This is a genomic window from Collinsella sp. AM33-4BH (assembly GCF_003469205.1).
GTDB lineage: Bacteria > Actinomycetota > Coriobacteriia > Coriobacteriales > Coriobacteriaceae > Collinsella.
Genome location: NZ_QSIN01000001.1, coordinates 19,892 through 36,763 on the forward strand (window position 1 = coordinate 19,892; position 16,872 = coordinate 36,763).

Genomic DNA, 16,872 nt, shown 5'->3' on the forward strand with positions numbered 1-16,872 from the left:
ACGGCTCGCGACATTTGAGTAATATGGGCGCAGCTTATGCGGGTCGGATACAGATAAACATATAAACAAACTCATCACAGATGAGCACATATCACAAAGCAAATGACAGTGTTTATCGTACGTTGAACCACAACAACTGTCAAATAAATGGCCCCAGCACGGCGGCTAAAACGCGGTGAACGGCAGGGCCACAAAACGCATACGCCTAAACCGCACATTCCTCACGTTCGGCATCGAGACGTGCCTTAACGGCATCGGCGGCGATGTGATACGAGAAGCCCTTGCCCATCAAAAACCGAACCAGTTTTTCGAATCCGCGCGTCTCTGGAACACGCCGCTTGGCGAGCAGGGCTGACGCACGCGCCAAATCGTCTTCGACGGCAAAATAATCCTCGGGATAACCGGGAATGTCATCGAGCACGACATGACGGCGCTTGAGCTCGGTCTCGATTTTACGCTGTCCCCAACCGCGCCGCTTGCGTTCCTCGATAAAGTACGAGCAAAAGCGGTTCTCGTCTAAAAAACGATACTCGGTGGCGCGCTCGACGGCGAAATCGATCGCGGACTGGTGAAAGCCGTAGCGAGCCAGCTTGTCACGGACCTCACCCGTCGCATGGTCGCGGCGCGATAACATCTCGGTCACCATGGTAAGCGCACATTTACGCTCGATGAGCTGCACCGCATCACGATAGTTATCCCAATCACAGGGAAGATCGGGGCGGTTTTTGACATACAGCCGCGCGACCCGCACGGGGATCCAAATGGACCGCTCAAAACCGCCCTCAAGCTCACAATCGATATGTGCGCAAGGCTTTTTGGACGCATACTCGCTCGAGAACGAGGAGGCCGCCTTCTTATCGGGAAAAACGACCGTGGCCTCGGTCACCGTATACGACATGAGCGTAACCGCTACTCGTCGTCATCATCGAGCATGGCGGAACCATCGATGGCGTAAAGCTCGTCAAACTCCTCAGGCGCAGGCTGATCGGTCAGCTCGACCTCGGACGGAGCATCGTCATCAAACTCAAGCCCGCAGGCAAGGCGGACCTTATGCTCAATCTCGTCGGCGCAATCGGGGTGTTCGCGCAGGAACGCCTTGGCGGCCTCGCGACCGTTGCCGAGCTTGTCCTCGCCATAGGCAAACCAGGAGCCCATCTTCTTGCAGATACCGCACTCGACAGCCATGTCCAGAATCGAGCCCTCCTTAGAGATGCCCGTACCGTACATGATGTCGAACTCAGCAGAACGGAACGGAGCTGCCACCTTGTTCTTAACGACCTTGGCGCGCACGCGGTTACCGATAACCTCATCCTTAAGCTTAATGCTGTCGATGCGGCGAATGTCGATACGCACCGAAGAGAAGAACTTAAGGGCGCGGCCGCCCGTCGTGGTCTCGGGGTTGCCGAACATGACGCCGATCTTCTCACGCAGTTGGTTAATGAAGATGCACGTCGTGTTGGACTTGGACAGCGAGCCGGCAAGCTTGCGGAGCGCCTGGCTCATCAGGCGAGCTTGCAAGCCGACCGTGGTATCGCCGATCTCTCCCTCGATCTCGGCACGCGGGGTAAGCGCGGCGACGGAGTCGACGACGATGGCATCGATGGCGCCGGAACGCACGAGCATGTCAACAATCTCGAGCGCCTGCTCACCCGTATCGGGCTGGGAAATCAGTACCTCGTCGATATCCACGCCAATGCGCGCGGCATACGTGGGATCGAGCGCGTGCTCGGCATCGATAAATGCCACCACGCCACCCATTGCCTGGGCCTCGGCCAGGATCTCGAGCGAAAGCGTCGTCTTACCGGAGGACTCAGGACCGTAAATCTCGACGATACGGCCGCGCGGCACACCGCCGATACCCAGAGCGGCATCGAGTGCCAGAGCGCCCGTGGGGATGGCCTCGACCTCAAGCTCGGGGCCGCCGTCACCATACCTCATGATGGAGCCTTGACCGAACTTCTTCTCGATCTCGGCCTTGGTGGTGGCGATCATCTCTTCGCGCTCTTTACCCGTCGTGGGTGCATGAACGGTACGTACGGGACCTGAATTCTTGGCCATGAATAGCCCTCCTCTTAACAACCTGCATTGATAGTAAACGAACGGCTGTTCGTGGTCAACCGTTCAGGCCAATCATATGCAGGCAGTCTTTCCAAAACCCAACCAAACGCCGACCAAACACTGACCAAATGCTTGACCACAAAGGGCCGAATAAGAACAAGGAAGGCAAGAATACACCTATAACCAGCGCAAACGCTAAATTCGTCAGGGGTCCCTATCTCCACAATTAAGGGGCCCTAAGGCCCCTGAAAACACGTCTATTCCATAGAGTTGAGCACAAGGGCAATGCGTCCCAATGCCTCCGCGACCGCATGGGCACGAACACACGAACGGTCGCCCTCATAGTGGCAGCGCACAGAGTCCACGACCGGCACTTCCCCATCAGCCGCGCGATACGCCCAGCCAATATAGAAAGTGCCAGCCGGATCGTCCTCAGTGCCGCCGCCGGGGCCGGCATAACCCGTTGCGCTCACGGCAATATCGCTCTGGTACAGCTCCAGCGAACCCGCCGCCATCTCGCGCGCGGTCTGATGCGACACCGCGGTATAGCGGTCGAGCGTCTCCTGATCAACACCCAAAACGCGATGCTTGATCTCATCGCAGTAGGTCACCGCACCGCCACGCAGCACCGCCGAGGCGCCCGGGATATCGGCAATCGTCGAGGCGATCATACCTGCCGTCAGCGACTCAGCCGTCGAAACCGTCACGCCCCGAGCGCTCGCGCGCTCGACAATATGACGCGCCAGCTCCTCGTTATGTGCGGAAATCTGCTCAAAAGAGTCCGTCATACCCACCAGAACCTAGACCGAAAAGACGATCTTGCGGCAGTTCCAGAAGTACTGGGCGCCCGAGATAACGGTCAGGACAACGGCAACGGCGTACAGGAAGCGCGACACCGAGTAGATGCCGAGCGTCAGCATCAGCGGGCCAAGGTGCAAGCCGGCCATCGCAAAGACGCACAGGTAACCGCAGATGGAGACCATCGTGGTCGCCGTCTTGTACTTGCCAAGCTTATCGGCGGCAACGACCACGCCGGCGGCACTCGCAACCATGCGCAGGGCACTTACCAACAGCTCGCGGAACAAGATGATGAACACGGACCAAACCGACACGGCGCCAAAGTCCAAGAACAGCAGCAAGGCCGAGAACACGAGCAGCTTGTCGGCAATGGGGTCCAAGAATTTACCGAAGTCGGTAATCTCATTGCGCGAACGCGCCAGATAACCGTCGACCTTATCGGTGCACGACAGGATAACATACAGAATGAAGGCTGCAGCGGCGAGCGGGCCGTCGAAGGTGCTCCAATCTGTACCGGCAACACTCGTGTGAGAAAGCGCCGACACGATCATGAACACCGGGATAAAGACGATGCGCACACACGTCACGATGTTGGCGGGCGTCCAAACACTCGTCAGTTCCTTATTGCTCTCGTTTGCCACGATGCTCTCCTACTCCACAACATGACCGATAAGCTCATAGCAGAAGCTATCGGTAAACTCGACCGTCAGAATATCGCCCACGGACGCCTCGCTGGCGTCCAAGTGCACCGCGCCATCGGAATCGGGCGCTTGGAACCAAGCATGGCCGATCAGCTCGGCGCCGTCCTCGGTCTCCTCGATGCCGTCGACGATCACCTGGGCGCGCTCGCCCACATGTGCGGCGGTGGCGGCAAAACCGAGCGACTCGGCCAGGTCCATGGCCTCCTGGGCGCGCTCGAGCTTGACCTCCTCATCGACCTGACCCTCCATCTTAGCGGCCAGGCTGCCCTCCTCCTGCGAGTAGGCAAAGACGCTCGTGTAGTCAAAGCCGACGGTGTCCATAAAGTCGATAAGGTCGCGGAACTCGTCGTCGGTCTCGGTCGGGAAGCCGACCATGGCCGTGGAACGGATCACGATGCCGGGGATACGCTCACGCAGATCGCGGAACAGGTCCTCGAGCTCCTGGCGCGAACCAGAACGGCGCATAGCCTTGAGGATGCGCGCGTCGCAGTGCTGCACGGGGATATCGATATAAGGCAGCACCTCGGGCGTATCGCGAATCGTATCGATAAGCTCGTCGGTCATGCCCTCGGGCTGCAGATAGAGCACGCGGACCCAGACGTTGTGCGGGCGCACGGCCTCGGCGACGGCATGCAGCAGCTGCGCCAGATTGCGCGGCGAGCCATCGGTGACGTCTTCGTCGGCAAAGTCGGTGCCCCAAATACCCGTGTCCTGGCCGATCAGCACGATCTCGCGCACACCGCCGGCAACCAGGTCGCGTACCTCGGAGATAATGCTCTCGGCATTGCGCGAGTGATAACGACCGCGGATATACGGGATCATGCAGAAGCTGCAGAAGCGGTTGCAGCCATCGGAAATCTTGACGTAAGCAACGGCGCCCTCGACAGTGCGCTTGACTTGCGGAATATAGGCAGCGATCTCACGCTCGACACCCAGCACGCCATCGATGACCGCCACGATGCCGTCCTCCTCGTCGGCCTTCACAAAGGCAGCGACCTCGGGCAGCTCGTCAGGCAGGTCGTCGCCATAGCGCGACGGCACACAGCCGCACATGACGATGGGACAAGAACGAACGCCGTCCTGAACCTCGTTGGCGAGCTCGAGCGTGGTCTCGATGCTCTCGGACGTTGCGGAGGCGAGGAACGAGCATGTATTGACGATGGCGATATCGGCATCCTGTGGGTCGAATGCCTCCTCGTAGCCCGCGGCGGTCAAAAGAGAACGCATGCGGTCGGTGTCAACCTCGTTCTTAGCGCACCCGAGGGTGATGTAGAGCACGGAGCCCAACGGTGTATCCATGTTGGAGAGCAGTCCTTTCGAATGATATTAGCGGTAGTTGGTGAACTGCAGCGGCTGGCCGTAGTCCTGGTCGCGCAGGAACTGGATCACGGTCTGCAACGCGTCCTTCGAAGCGGAGGAAACACGAAGCTTGTCGGCCTCGATGGTCACCTTGACCTTGAGCTTTTGATCCTTGATGTCCTTGTTGATCTTCTTGGCGGTCGCCTGGTCGATGCCCTCGACGATATGGCCGAGCACGCGCACGGTGCCGCCCGATGCCGCCTGCGGAGCATCCCACGAGACAGCCTTGAGGTCAATGCCGCGCTTGATGAGCTTGGAGCTCAGCACGTCGATAATCTGCTTGGAGACAAAGTCGGCCGGGGCGTTGATCGTAAAGAGCTTGTCGCCCTTCGAAAGCTCGATCGTGGCGCCGGAATCCTTCAGGTCATAGCGCTGGGAAATCTCGCGCGTGGTTTGCTGGAAGGCGTTGTCGACCTCTTGCATGTTGACCTCGGACACGACGTCGAAGCTGGAATCTTTAGCCATGATGTTTCCTTTCGCGTACGAGCGGCTTAATAGCTATCGTACGAATAGTCGGTAGAATCGGTGGGCGTCTGGCCGTCAGTTGCGGTATCGGCGCCATCCGTGGACTGGGCATCGGTGCCGTCGGTGGTGTCGGCACCATCAGAACTTTCACCATTCTCGGAATCAGTCGTCTCCTTCTTGGGAACGGTGATCGTCACACGCGCCACGCCCGAGGTCTTGGTATCGTAACGGACCTTTTCGCCGTTCTTGGTAACGGTGACATCGGAAGGCTTGGACGTGGTGATCTCGATCGAGGACTCGGGCGTGTACTCCTGCTCAAAGGGGCCAGTCGCCTGGGCGCCATAGACCGACTTTCCGTCGACCTTGACCTCAATCCACGCGGTCTTTCCCTTGGCAACGGAGACCTTAACCTTTGTGACCTCGTTCTCTTCCTTCTTGGCCGTCGTCTTGGCGGCGTCCGAATCAGTCGACTCGTCAGTCGGCTCATCGGTGTCTTCGTCCTCGTCGACCGTTTCGGTCTTCTTAGAAGACTTCTTGGTCGTCGTCTTGGTAACAGCGGGCGTCTCGGGCGTGGTCTCGGGCGTCGAAGATGCGCAGCCGCGCAGAAGTACCACGATGAGCACGATCAGCAGCAACGCCACGGCACCGATGCCGGCGTAGACGATACGCGGATCGAGACCGTTGTTTTGAGGAGTACGGGAACCGCCGCGTCCACGACTGGAACTGCTGCGGCCGCCTCCCTGAGGCATACGACCACGATTGCTGTCGGAACGGCCGCGATAGCCACCCTGGCCCTGAAGGCTGCACTGACCCGAGCGGGGCGCAAGTTCACCGCGGCCTTGATAGCCACGCTGGCCCGCACGCGGAGCCGAAGAGCGCTGGCCATACGGCTGTGGTTGAGAGCGAAGACGCGGCGTCACCTGCGTGGTATCGGCGTCCGCATAGCCACTGCGAGAGCGTCCGGTGGAGATACCACGGTGACCGCGATCAGAATAGCCGCCGTCGCCGTAGCCGGCACGAGGGTCACGCGCCACGCCGCGGGCAGCGGGAAGCGCACGGTCCTCGGGCATCGGCGTACTGCGGAACCGGTCACGCTGCGAGCGAATCTCCTCGCCCGAACCCGTCTCGGTAATATAACCGGCCTGCTGAGGACGCTGTCCATAGCGGGTCGAACGACCGCCCTGAACCATCAGGAAGCGCCCGTTATCGACAGAGGAACGCGAATTGACATAGCCGGCGGCGTCCTGAAAACGACCGCCCCGCTGCGACGTCTCGCGCTCGTATGCCATCAGCTCGTCAAAGTAGGCATTGACGACCTCGCGTGGATTGAGGCCCAAAAAGCGAGCATAGCTCGAAATCATGCCCTGCGCATAGCCGCGCGGCGGCATCGAAGCAAAGTTACCGGTCTCGAAAAACTCGATGATCTGCGGCCTGATTTTGATGGTGTTGGCGACCTGCTGAATGGAAAGGCCCATTCGGCGACGCTGCTCGAGCAGCATGTCACCAAAGCGTGCAGCCATCAGAATCCTCCAAACTCACGATCTTCACGTGCCATCTCGGCGTCGACAGATTCCAGCGCGGCAAGCCCCTCCTCGTCCAACAGGACCTCGCGCGGCTTGGAACCGTCGGGCGGGCCGACGACACCCTTTTCTTCCAGCATGTCCATAATACGCCCGGCACGCGCATAGCCAACCTTCAGACGACGTTGCAGGCCAGATGTGGAGCCAAGCTGCGATTCCACCACAATATGGGCGGCTTCCCAAATGAGCGGATCATCGTCTTGCGGCTCGGCTACTCCGGTGCGGACAATGCCGCCGCCACCCGCCATGGACATGGAAGCGGGCGCCACGGCAGACAGGATCTCCTCGTGGTAGTCTGGCTCACTCTGCGACTTGACGAACTCGACAATCTCGTTGATCTCATCATCCGAGACAAAGCAGCCCTGGATACGGCGGGGCTTGCCCCAGTCGACCTTGGAGAACAACATGTCGCCCAAACCGGTGAGCTTCTCGGCGCCCATCTGGTCGATGATGACGCGCGAGTCGATGCCCGTGGCGACGTTAAAGGCGATGCGGTTGGTGATGTTGGCCTTGATGAGGCCCGTCACCACGTTGGAGCTGGGGCGCTGCGTGGCAACGATAAGATGAATACCGGCGGCACGGCCCAGCTGTGCAATACGCACGATCGAGGCCTCGACATCCTTACCGGCGACCATCATCAGGTCAGAGAGCTCGTCAATGATAATGACAAGGTAGGGCATCTTTTGCGGCGGATTGTCGTAATGCTCAAACTCGCCAGCAGCCTGCTTTTCGTTGTAGGTCGAGATCTTACGCACGTTGAGACGCTCGAAGACCTTCAGGCGACGCTCCATCTCGGACACAGCCCATTGCAGAGCGCTCGCGGCCTGCTTGGGCTCGGTCACCACGGGCACATAGAGATGCGGCAGACCGTTATAGCCCGCAAGCTCGACGCGCTTGGGGTCGACCATGATCAGGCGAACGTCCTCGGGAAGGGCGCGCATGAGCAATGTCGTGATGATGGAATTGATCATCACCGACTTACCAGAACCGGTCGTACCGGCAATCAACAGGTGAGGCATCTTGGCGAGGTCGGCGACAACCGGCGTGCCCTCGGCGTCGCGGCCGATGGCGAGCTCGAGCGGACCGCCCTTCACATAGGGCAGCACGTCGCCCAGATTGACGTTCTGGCGCTTGCGGTTGGGAATCTCGATGCCCACGAGCGAGGTGCCGGGGATCGGGGCAAAGATACGCACCGACTGGGCAGCGAGCGAAAGCGCGATATCGTCCTCGAGGCTCGAAATTTTGCTCACACGCTCGCCCTCACCGGGCTGCAGTTTAAAGGTCGTCACCGTGGGGCCGGCGATCCAGCCGACCACGCGGGCACTGCGGCCAAACTCAAGCAAGGTGGATTGCAGTGACTCAGCGGTCTGCTCCAGCTCCTTGTCCGAAGACGCGGCGGAAGCCGACTGCGGGTTGGCATGCAGGATTTCGAGCGGCGGAAGCTTGAGTCCGTCCTCTTCTTCGCCCTCGTTATCTGCGGCGCCGTCGTCCACTCCCCCATCACGAGCCGCAGCCGATTCGATAGCACTCGTGGCAGGCGCACCGGCAACCTTGGGATGCTTCAGGAAGTCGGGAATCTGAGGTGCGGCCGAGACGGGATTCACGACAAACGGCGGCTCGGACTCGTCGATCTTATCGGAGTCGTCTTCCATCGAAAGCTGGCCGGTTACCTGGCCGCGCTTTGCATGGCGACGCGGCAGCAAAGTTGTCTTTGCGGTCTCAATCGGACCCTCGTCGTCCTCGTCATCGCCCTCGGTGAGCTCAATCTCGCTATCGGACCAAGACGGGTCGGGCTCACTCGTATTGAGCTTAGGCGCAGCCTTGCCCTTCTTGACATGGCGACGCGGCAGCAGCGTGGTCTTGGCCCGCTCGGCTTCAACCGACTCGGATACGTCGACAAACGGGTCATCGTCCTCGTTGTCATCCAAAACCGGGTCGACATCGCCACCCATGACCGTGGTCACCGCGGCGTCAGTCCCCTTCTGGCGCAGAATGCTCAGGTGCGGACGAGCGACGCCGGGAACAGACAGGGCCTCTTCATCGCCCCACGGGCTGGCGTTGACATCGGCACGACGGCGTTCGGCAAAATCTGCCGCACGATCGCGTGCGGAGCGCAAAACGCCACCCACCGAAAAGCCGATAATGACCAAACCAACGACGACAAGCCCCAGCAAGACAACCATGGCGATAGGTTTACCCAGGGCGTTTTGCAAGGCACTTGCGATAAAGGCGCCAATGTAGCCGCCCGACACGGAAAGGTTCTGCGGCGTAAACATAAGGTCGCACGAATCGCTCGTGCCCGGCACCATCAGCGAAAGAATGGAGACGACGGCGATAAAGACCACGGCGCCGCCCGCGACAGAGCGCACGTTGAGCGGCGAGTCCTCACCCAAAAAGAGCGTGGCGGCAAACAGCAAGATGACGATCGGCAGCACGTAGGCGCCCAGGCCAAAGCCCAGGTGGTAGAAACCGGCAACCGCAGCCGTCACGGGCGCTGTTGCCGGAGAGATCACGGCAATGAAGGACGCGATCGCCAAAACGGCGATGACCACACCGGCGATATCGCGATTGGCCGAAGGCTCGACCAAGGGCTCAAAATCGTCGAAGTCTGCCTCATGGCCCTTATTGGCACGCAGATGGGAACCGGCACCCTTAGCAGATGCCGGTTGGTTGTTGGCTTTATTGCCTTTGGCGTTTTGTGCAGATCCGCGCGCCAAACTAAACCTCCATGACGACCGGGATGATCATCGGACGGGTACGCGTACGGCTCCAAATGAAGTTGGAGAGCGAATCGCGCACGGCCTTGCGAATGGCATCGGAGCCGCTGCTGGTAAAGCTGAACTTGCCCTTCTCGATCGTCTTCATAATGGATGCGGAGGCATCCTCGGAGAACTGGTCGTCGATGGCAAACGAGACGCCGCGACCCGAGAACTCGATAGCCTCGATCTTCTTGTGCTTGAGCGAGACGATAGCAACGGCCGTGACCATACCGTCATTGGCGAGCTTCTGGCGATCGCGCAGGACGATGGGGTCGGTATCGCCGATACGCAGGCCGTCGACGTAGACGACGCCGGACTCGACGGGCGTACCACGCTTGACGATACCGCCGCGCATCTCGAGCGTGTCACCGTTATCGAGGATAAAGATATGATCGTCCTTGAGACCCATCTTGCGGGCCAGCTGAGCATGGGCGCGCAGATGCACGGCCTCACCGTGAACCGGCATAAAGTACGTGGGCTTGGCCATGGCCATCAGGAGCTTGAGCTCCTCCTGGCTACCGTGACCCGAGACGTGGACGAGAGCGCGGTTCTTATCCCACACATCGCAGCCGAGCTTGGCCAGGCTGTTGACGACCTGCTGGACGGCTTTCTCATTGCCGGGAACAGGAGTTGCCGAGAGGATAACGGTATCGCCCTCGTGGATGGAGAGCGTCTTGTGCTCGCCATTGGCCATGCGGGACAGGGCCGACAGCGGCTCTCCCTGCGAGCCAGTGCACATGACGACGATCTTGTCGTCGGGCAGGTTATCAATGTCGAAGGCATCGATGATATCGGCATCATCGATGTTGAGATAACCGAGCTCGCGCGCCACGCGGGTGTTCGTGAGCATGGAGCGACCGGTCACAACGACCTTACGGCCGCACTTGCGGGCGGCATCGCAGATCTGCTGCAGACGATGGATGTGGCTCGAGAACGACGCGACGAACACGCGACCCGGCGCGTTCTTGATGGCGTGCAGCAGGTTGGGACCAACCTCGGCCTCGGACTTGGTAAAGCCGGGAACCGTGGCATTGGTGGAGTCGGAAAGCAGCAGGTCGATGCCCTGCTTTGCAAAGCGGCTGATAGCGGCATAATCGGGCGTGACGCCGTCGATGGGCGTCTGGTCGAGCTTAAAGTCGCCGGTGTGCATAACGGTGCCCTGATTGGTGCGGATGAACACGCCCAGAGCGCCGGGGATGGAGTGCGTCATCGAGAAGAAGTCGAGCGAGATGCCGCCGAGGTTGACATGGCTGCCGCCCTTGACCTCGCGGAACTTGGGTGCGCGGATGCGGAACTCAGAAAGCTTGCCCTCGATAAAGCCAAGCGTCAGCTTGCTCGAGAAGATGGGCACCTTATTGTTGAGGTCCTGCAGCAGATACGGAAGCGAACCGGTGTGGTCCTCGTGGCCGTGAGTGACGACGATACCACGGAGCTTCTCCTCGTTCTCCAGAACATAGGTGTAGTCGGGAAGCACCAGGTCGATACCAGGCTGGGAGTCATCCGGGAACATGAGGCCGGCGTCGACGAGCACCATGTCGTCGCCGCACTCGAAGACCGTCATATTCTTGCCGATGCCGTCAAGGCCGCCAAGCGGGATGATCTTCAAGGGAGATGATTTTTTAGCTGCCATAGGTTAGTGTGGTTTCCTTTCTTCGAAACGGGTCTGGAACAACCGACGGGGCGCTTCTGGCAAACCGACCGCCGGGAACGTACAACATGCATCACGGAGTCGACGCATTAACCACAGTATGATACCCATTTGCACAACAACAGACCACCCATGCATCAAAGCCCCATCTGAACCTATGTATCCCGCTGAGACCAGACCTGACAAAAAGGGACAGGTTTATTTTGGTCGGTTTTATCTGGGGAAATGTCGCACATGCGATTATCTAAAGATCTGAATTCAGATAGCTGAATAGACTGTCTAACAAAATCGCAACCCGCACCAACCAGCCCTTTTGCTATTCCCGGCGGGGTCCGCGGGTAAAGTTTATCGCGAGTTCCGCACGAGCCGGAGAGCACTTAATGTGCTCTCCGTGCGAGCAGGACTGTAGAGCAGGAAACTTTACCCGCGGACCCCGCCGGGAATAGCAAAAGGGCGACCCCTGTCCGGAGTCGCCCTTATTGAGCTGCTTATGTGCGGCTGTTACTCGGCGTCGTGGTGACGGCGGGGCTTGCGGCCTCCGTTGTCGCCGGGACGGCGCGGGCGGTCGCTGCGCTCGGAGCGCTCGCGGCGCGGACGCTCACGACGCTGGAAGTGCTCGCCGTCGCCCTCGGAGGCACCCTCGGCACGAGCCGGGGCCTCGGGCTTGTCGAGACGATCGAGCGAGATCTTGCCGCGATCGTCGACCTCGATGACGACGACCTTGACCTCGTCGCCCACGTTGAGGACGTCCTCGACCTTCTCCACACGACCCTTGGCGACGCGGGAGATGTGCAGCAGGCCGTCCTTACCGGGCAGCAGATTCACGAAGGCACCGAATGGCTGGATGGAGACCACACGACCGGTGTACTCCTCGCCCGGCTCGGGAACCTTGATGATGAGCTTGATGCGCTCGACGGCCTGATCGACGGACTCGCCAGTGCCGCCGACAAAGACGGTGCCGTCCTCCTGAATGTCGACCGAAGCGCCGGTCTCGTCCTGGATGCCACGGATGACCTTACCGCCGGAACCGATGACGTCGCGAATCTTGTCAGTCGGAACCTGGATGGAGACGATACGCGGAGCGGTGCTGCGTGTGGTGTGGCGCGGCTCGGGGATCACATCGAGCATCTTCTGCAGGATGAAAGCACGACCCTCCTTGGCCTGCTGCAGGGCGCGGGCCAGGATGTCGAAGGTAAGGCCGGTGGCCTTGTTGTCCATCTGCAGGGCGGTGATGCCCTCGGTGGTGCCGGTGACCTTAAAGTCCATGTCGCCCAGGAAGTCCTCGAGACCCTGGATGTCGGACAGGACCACGGTCTTGCCCTCCTCCTGGATCAGGCCCATGGCGATACCGGAGACCGGGCGCTTAATGGGCACGCCGCCGTCCATAAGGGCGAGCGTGGAGCCGCAGGTCGAAGCCATCGAAGAGGAGCCGTTGGACTCCATGACCTCGGAGACGACGCGGATGGCGTAGGGGAACTCGTTCTCGTCGGGGAGCACCGGAAGCAGAGCGCGCTCGGCCAGGTTGCCGTGGCCGATCTCGCGGCGCTTGGGGCTGCCCATGCGGCCGGTCTCGCCGGTGCAGAACGGCGGGAAGTTGTAGTGGTGCATATAGCGCTTGCCCTCGGTGGGCTCGATGGTATCCAAGCGCTGGCCCTCGTTGAGCATACCGAGCGACAGGACGGAAAGCACCTGGGTCTGGCCACGCTGGAACAGACCGGAGCCGTGAACGAGCGGCAGGTAGTTATCCTTCACCATGATGGGGCGAATCTCATCGGCGGCACGGCCGTCGACGCGCTCGCCGGTCTCGACGACCATGGTGCGCATAGCCTTCTTCTCGAGCTTCTTGAGCGCCACGGGGATCTCGCGCTCCCAAGCGGCCTGCTCCTCCTCGGTGAACTCGGCACGGATGGACTCCTTCAGAGCCTCGACCTTACCGATACGGGAGAGCTTGTCGGCATCGCGAAGGGCGGCGGCCATCTCGTCGTAGTGGGCGAAGATGCGCTCCTGGACCTCCTCGACGGGCTGGTCGAGCGGGTACTCCTTCTTGACGATGGCGCCATTGACCTGCTCCCACTCGGCAACGAACTCGTCCTGGGCCTGGCAGAAGGCGGCAAGGGCCTCCTGGCCAAACTTCATGGCGGCGAGCATGTCGTCCTCGGAGATCTCCTCGGCGCCGGCCTCGACCATCGAGATGAAGTCGGCAGAGCCGCCCAGCTCCAGGTCCAGGTCGGAGTTCTCGCGCTCCTCGTAGGTGGGGTTGACGATAAACTCGCCGGTCTCCACGTTACGGCCGATGCGCACGCAGGCAAGCGGGCCCTCGAAGGGCACGCCGCCGAGCGTCATGGCCAGGGAGGCACCCATGACGTTGATGACGTCAAAGGGGTTGACCTGGTCGGCGACGAGCGAGGTAGCGACGATGTGTACCTCGTTGCGGAAGCCGTCCGGGAAGCTCGGGCGAATCGGACGGTCGATCATGCGCGCGGTGAGCGTGGCCTTCTCACTGGGACGGCCCTCACGCTTGAGGTAGCCACCCGGGATGCGGCCGGCGGCGTACATCTTCTCGTTGAAGTCGACGGTCAGCGGGAAGAAGTCGTAGTTCTTGCGCTCCTTGGAGACGACCACGGTGTCGAGCATCGTGGTGTCGCCCTGCTTGACCAGGCAGGCGCCGGTGGCCTGCTTGGCAAGCTCGCCCGACTCAAAGGTGTAGGTCTTGCCGTACAGCTCAAAGGTCTTGGATACGAGTGTCATTGTTCTCCTTTACCCCGCAGGCCCCTTGCCTGCAGGCTCCTCATGTGACGCGGGCCCCCTGCCCCCGCCACGCTTCAGAGCGTGATTGTTCACGCCCTTACACAAAAAGAGCGCCCCGCTGCGCAGGACGCTCCTTGCATGTACAAATCCTTACTGGATGTTGTCGCGGATGCCCAGAGCCTTGATGAGCTCACGATACTCGACGATGTCGTTCTTCTTGATGTAGGAGAGAAGACGACGACGACGGCCGACGAGCATGAGCAGACCACGACGGGTGTGGAAGTCCTTCTGGTGGGACTTCATGTGCTCGGTCAGCTCCTTGATGCGCTCGGTCAGGATGGCGACCTGAACCCTGGGGTTGCCGGTGTCGACCGGGGTGTTACCGAACTGGGCAGTCAGCTCCGCCTTGCGCTCTTTGGAAACAGTCATTGTTTCACCTTTCGTTTCTTGTCGCCCGCGGGCGACGCTATTCGCCTCGGACTGGGAAGCCGCCGGTGGAGCGAGCATCCAAGGTCGAGGTACCAACAGGTCGGTATGTTACCACAAGCAGCCCGCGCCTGCGCATCATCACCGACCCAACATGAATTCCATCGCACGGAGACGTTGATCAGTGTGCGTCGCAGCCCACACGTGCGAAAGCCCCAGCAAAAAGGCAGCGGTATGGGGGTCGACCCTTTCGGCCATAAGCGCATCGAAGGTCATGGACATAAGGGCGCGCAGCCATGCGACCTCACCGGTCGACACCAGCTCGGCACCGGGCACGCTCGACGCGCACGACCCGCACATGAGGCCGCCCGCCTGGGGCGAAAAATACGACAGCATCGGGTCTCCGCACAGCACGCATGCCGAAAAATCGGGTCGGTAGCCAACGTGCGACAGCAATTTAAAGACAAAGGCCGCCACGAGCAGGTCCATATGCGCCGCGTCGAGCCCGCTGCCCACCAGGGCAAGCGCTCGCTGCGTGATGGCAAAGGTAAACGGGTCCTCGGCGTCCTCGAATGAGCACACGCGCGCGACCTCGGCAATCGCGCTTGCGGCGCAGGTCGTCTCGTAATCGGGCGCGGCGCCAACCGGCGCTTCCAAAAGCTCGGCCTGAGAAACAACGTCGAGCGAGCGTCCATGCGCGAGCAACATATCGACGGTACAGAACAGCTCGCAGCGCGCAGCCAGGCGTCCACCGGGTTTGCGCGCGCCCTTTGCCACGGCACGAACCTGCCGACCCCGCTCGTCAAGCATCGTCAGGATCAGGTCCGTCTCTTTGAGCTTGGTCTTATCGAGGACGAGCACCTTCGTGCGATATGTACGAGAACCTGCCATTCGCGCCGCGTGTCCCTAATCCTCGGCGTTATAGCCAAAGCGGCGAATCTGGGCCTCGTCGTCACGCCAGCCGGCCTTGACCTTCACGTCCAGCTCCAAAAAGACCTGCGTGCCAAAAATGCGTTCAAGATCGCGTCGGGCGTCGATACCGATATGCTTGATCATCTCGCCGCCTTTGCCGATGATGATGCCCTTTTGGCCCTCGCGCTCGACGTAAATGGTGGCGTGCACGCGCAGCACCTTCTTGGTCTGCTCGAGCGCATCGCAGATCACGCCAACGGAGTGCGGAATCTCATCACGGGTGCGGCGCAAGACCTTCTCGCGCACAAACTCGGCAACGAGCGTCTCATCGGAAGCGTCAGTACCCATGTCCTCGGGGAACCAACGCGGACCCTCAGGCAAAAAGTGCGCAACGGTCTCTATAAAGGCATCGACGTTGAAGTTCTTAACCGACGACGTCACAATCTCGTCGTCATATTCCATAAGCTCGTGGGCAGCCTTAAGCTGCTCCATGACCTGTGCGGGGTCGGCCTCATCGGCCTTGGTGAGCACCAGGACCTTCTTGCAACGAGCGCATCTGACACGCTCGGCAACCCAGGCGTCTCCCCTGCCGATGGGCTTGGTGGCATCAATCAAAAACGCGACGACGTCGACATCGTTCAACTCGAACAGTGCGCTCTTGTTGAGCTCGGACCCCAGGCCGTCCTTGGGCTTATGAATACCCGGGGTATCGACAAAGACCAGCTGATAGCCGGGACGGTTGACGACGGCGCGCATGCGACGGCGGGTCGTCTGTGCCACCGGCGAGGTGATGGCGACCTTTTTGCCATAGCAGGCGTTGAGCAGCGTGGACTTGCCGGCGTTGGGGCGTCCGACCAGGGCCACGAAGCCGCTGCGAAAACCGGGCTCCACGTCGCCAAAGCCCATAGGACCGTCGTCCTCGTCGCACAGGGAGTCGAGTTCCTCGTCGCTCATGCCCTCAAACGGGTCGAACTCCTCGGCCTCGTCATCCAAAATCTCATCGATAAGCTGCATATTGTCGGACATGGGAATCCCTTTCTAAATAAAGCCGAGCGCGTGGGCAAATACCAGCACGCCCACAATCGCGGCGGTGATGGAAAGTATGTATACGGAGGCGGCGGCGATGTCCTTCGCACGCTTGGCCAGCGGATGGAGCTCCTGGGTCGCCAGGTCGACGATGGCCTCCATAGCGGTGTTGCACAGCTCGCCGTGAATCACCAGGCCGCAACAGATGATAATCGTGGCCCACTCGGCAATGTCGAGCCCCACGATGCAGCCGGCAATGACGGTACACACGCCCGCAACGAGCATGACCTTAATGTTGCGCTCGGTCTTTACGGCGGTGACGAAGCCCTCCATGGCGTAGGAAAACGACTTTAAGAAGGACGGATGGTCCTTGTTCGATCCGGGAATCATAG

14 protein-coding genes are annotated in these 16,872 nt (G+C 60.5%); all 14 read right to left on the reverse strand.

The genetic code is table 11. From position 1 onward, the window contains the following. Positions 1-205 precede the first annotated feature (205 nt). Entirely contained in the window at positions 206-898 is a 693-nt protein-coding gene (locus DW821_RS00115; RefSeq protein ID WP_118064912.1) for a regulatory protein RecX, read from the reverse strand. A gap of 11 nt (positions 899-909) precedes the next feature. Then, positions 910-2,058: a recombinase RecA gene (gene recA, locus DW821_RS00120; protein ID WP_099431786.1), complete on the reverse strand. Its 1,149-nt coding sequence runs from the start codon at positions 2,056-2,058 to the stop codon at positions 910-912. A gap of 257 nt (positions 2,059-2,315) precedes the next feature. After that, complete coding sequence (locus DW821_RS00125; RefSeq protein WP_117639874.1) at positions 2,316-2,846, reverse strand: CinA family protein; 531 nt, start codon at positions 2,844-2,846, stop codon at positions 2,316-2,318. Between the two features lie 12 nt (positions 2,847-2,858). Beyond that, positions 2,859-3,407 carry a CDP-diacylglycerol--glycerol-3-phosphate 3-phosphatidyltransferase gene (gene pgsA / locus DW821_RS00130; protein ID WP_233541118.1) on the reverse strand — a complete coding sequence of 183 codons (549 nt, stop codon included), beginning with the start codon at positions 3,405-3,407 and terminating at the stop codon, positions 2,859-2,861. Positions 3,408-3,506: 99 nt separating this feature from the next. Further along, entirely contained in the window at positions 3,507-4,856 is a 1,350-nt protein-coding gene (gene rimO / locus DW821_RS00135) for a 30S ribosomal protein S12 methylthiotransferase RimO (RefSeq protein WP_117776236.1), read from the reverse strand. Between the two features lie 27 nt (positions 4,857-4,883). After that, positions 4,884-5,381 (reverse strand): YajQ family cyclic di-GMP-binding protein, encoded by a 498-nt coding sequence (locus DW821_RS00140; RefSeq protein ID WP_022094699.1) that lies wholly within the window; start codon positions 5,379-5,381, stop codon positions 4,884-4,886. Between the two features lie 26 nt (positions 5,382-5,407). Beyond that, entirely contained in the window at positions 5,408-6,901 is a 1,494-nt protein-coding gene (locus tag DW821_RS00145) for a RodZ family helix-turn-helix domain-containing protein (protein ID WP_089573380.1), read from the reverse strand. Beyond that, the gene (locus DW821_RS00150) at positions 6,901-9,678 is read right to left on the reverse strand and encodes a DNA translocase FtsK (protein ID WP_233503140.1); all 2,778 of its coding nucleotides are present in this window, start codon (positions 9,676-9,678) and stop codon (positions 6,901-6,903) included. Before DW821_RS00150 ends, DW821_RS00145 begins: the two co-directional genes overlap by 1 nt. A 1-nt stretch (position 9,679) precedes the next feature. Further along, entirely contained in the window at positions 9,680-11,350 is a 1,671-nt protein-coding gene (locus DW821_RS00155) for a ribonuclease J (RefSeq protein ID WP_022094702.1), read from the reverse strand. Positions 11,351-11,869: 519 nt separating this feature from the next. Beyond that, a complete protein-coding gene (locus DW821_RS00160; RefSeq protein ID WP_117639884.1) occupies positions 11,870-14,116 on the reverse strand; it encodes a polyribonucleotide nucleotidyltransferase in 2,247 nt (748 codons plus the stop codon). Positions 14,117-14,266: 150 nt separating this feature from the next. Then, the gene (gene rpsO / locus DW821_RS00165; RefSeq protein ID WP_118064914.1) at positions 14,267-14,545 is read right to left on the reverse strand and encodes a 30S ribosomal protein S15; all 279 of its coding nucleotides are present in this window, start codon (positions 14,543-14,545) and stop codon (positions 14,267-14,269) included. Positions 14,546-14,683: 138 nt separating this feature from the next. Then, entirely contained in the window at positions 14,684-15,433 is a 750-nt protein-coding gene (gene recO, locus DW821_RS00170) for a DNA repair protein RecO (RefSeq protein WP_118064916.1), read from the reverse strand. Between the two features lie 15 nt (positions 15,434-15,448). Then, positions 15,449-16,480: a GTPase Era gene (gene era / locus DW821_RS00175; RefSeq protein WP_199584224.1), complete on the reverse strand. Its 1,032-nt coding sequence runs from the start codon at positions 16,478-16,480 to the stop codon at positions 15,449-15,451. A 12-nt stretch (positions 16,481-16,492) separates the two neighbouring features. Further along, on the reverse strand, positions 16,493-16,870 hold the full coding sequence (locus tag DW821_RS00180; protein WP_035138512.1) for a diacylglycerol kinase family protein: 378 nt from the start codon (positions 16,868-16,870) through the stop codon (positions 16,493-16,495). Positions 16,871-16,872: the final 2 nt, after the last annotated feature.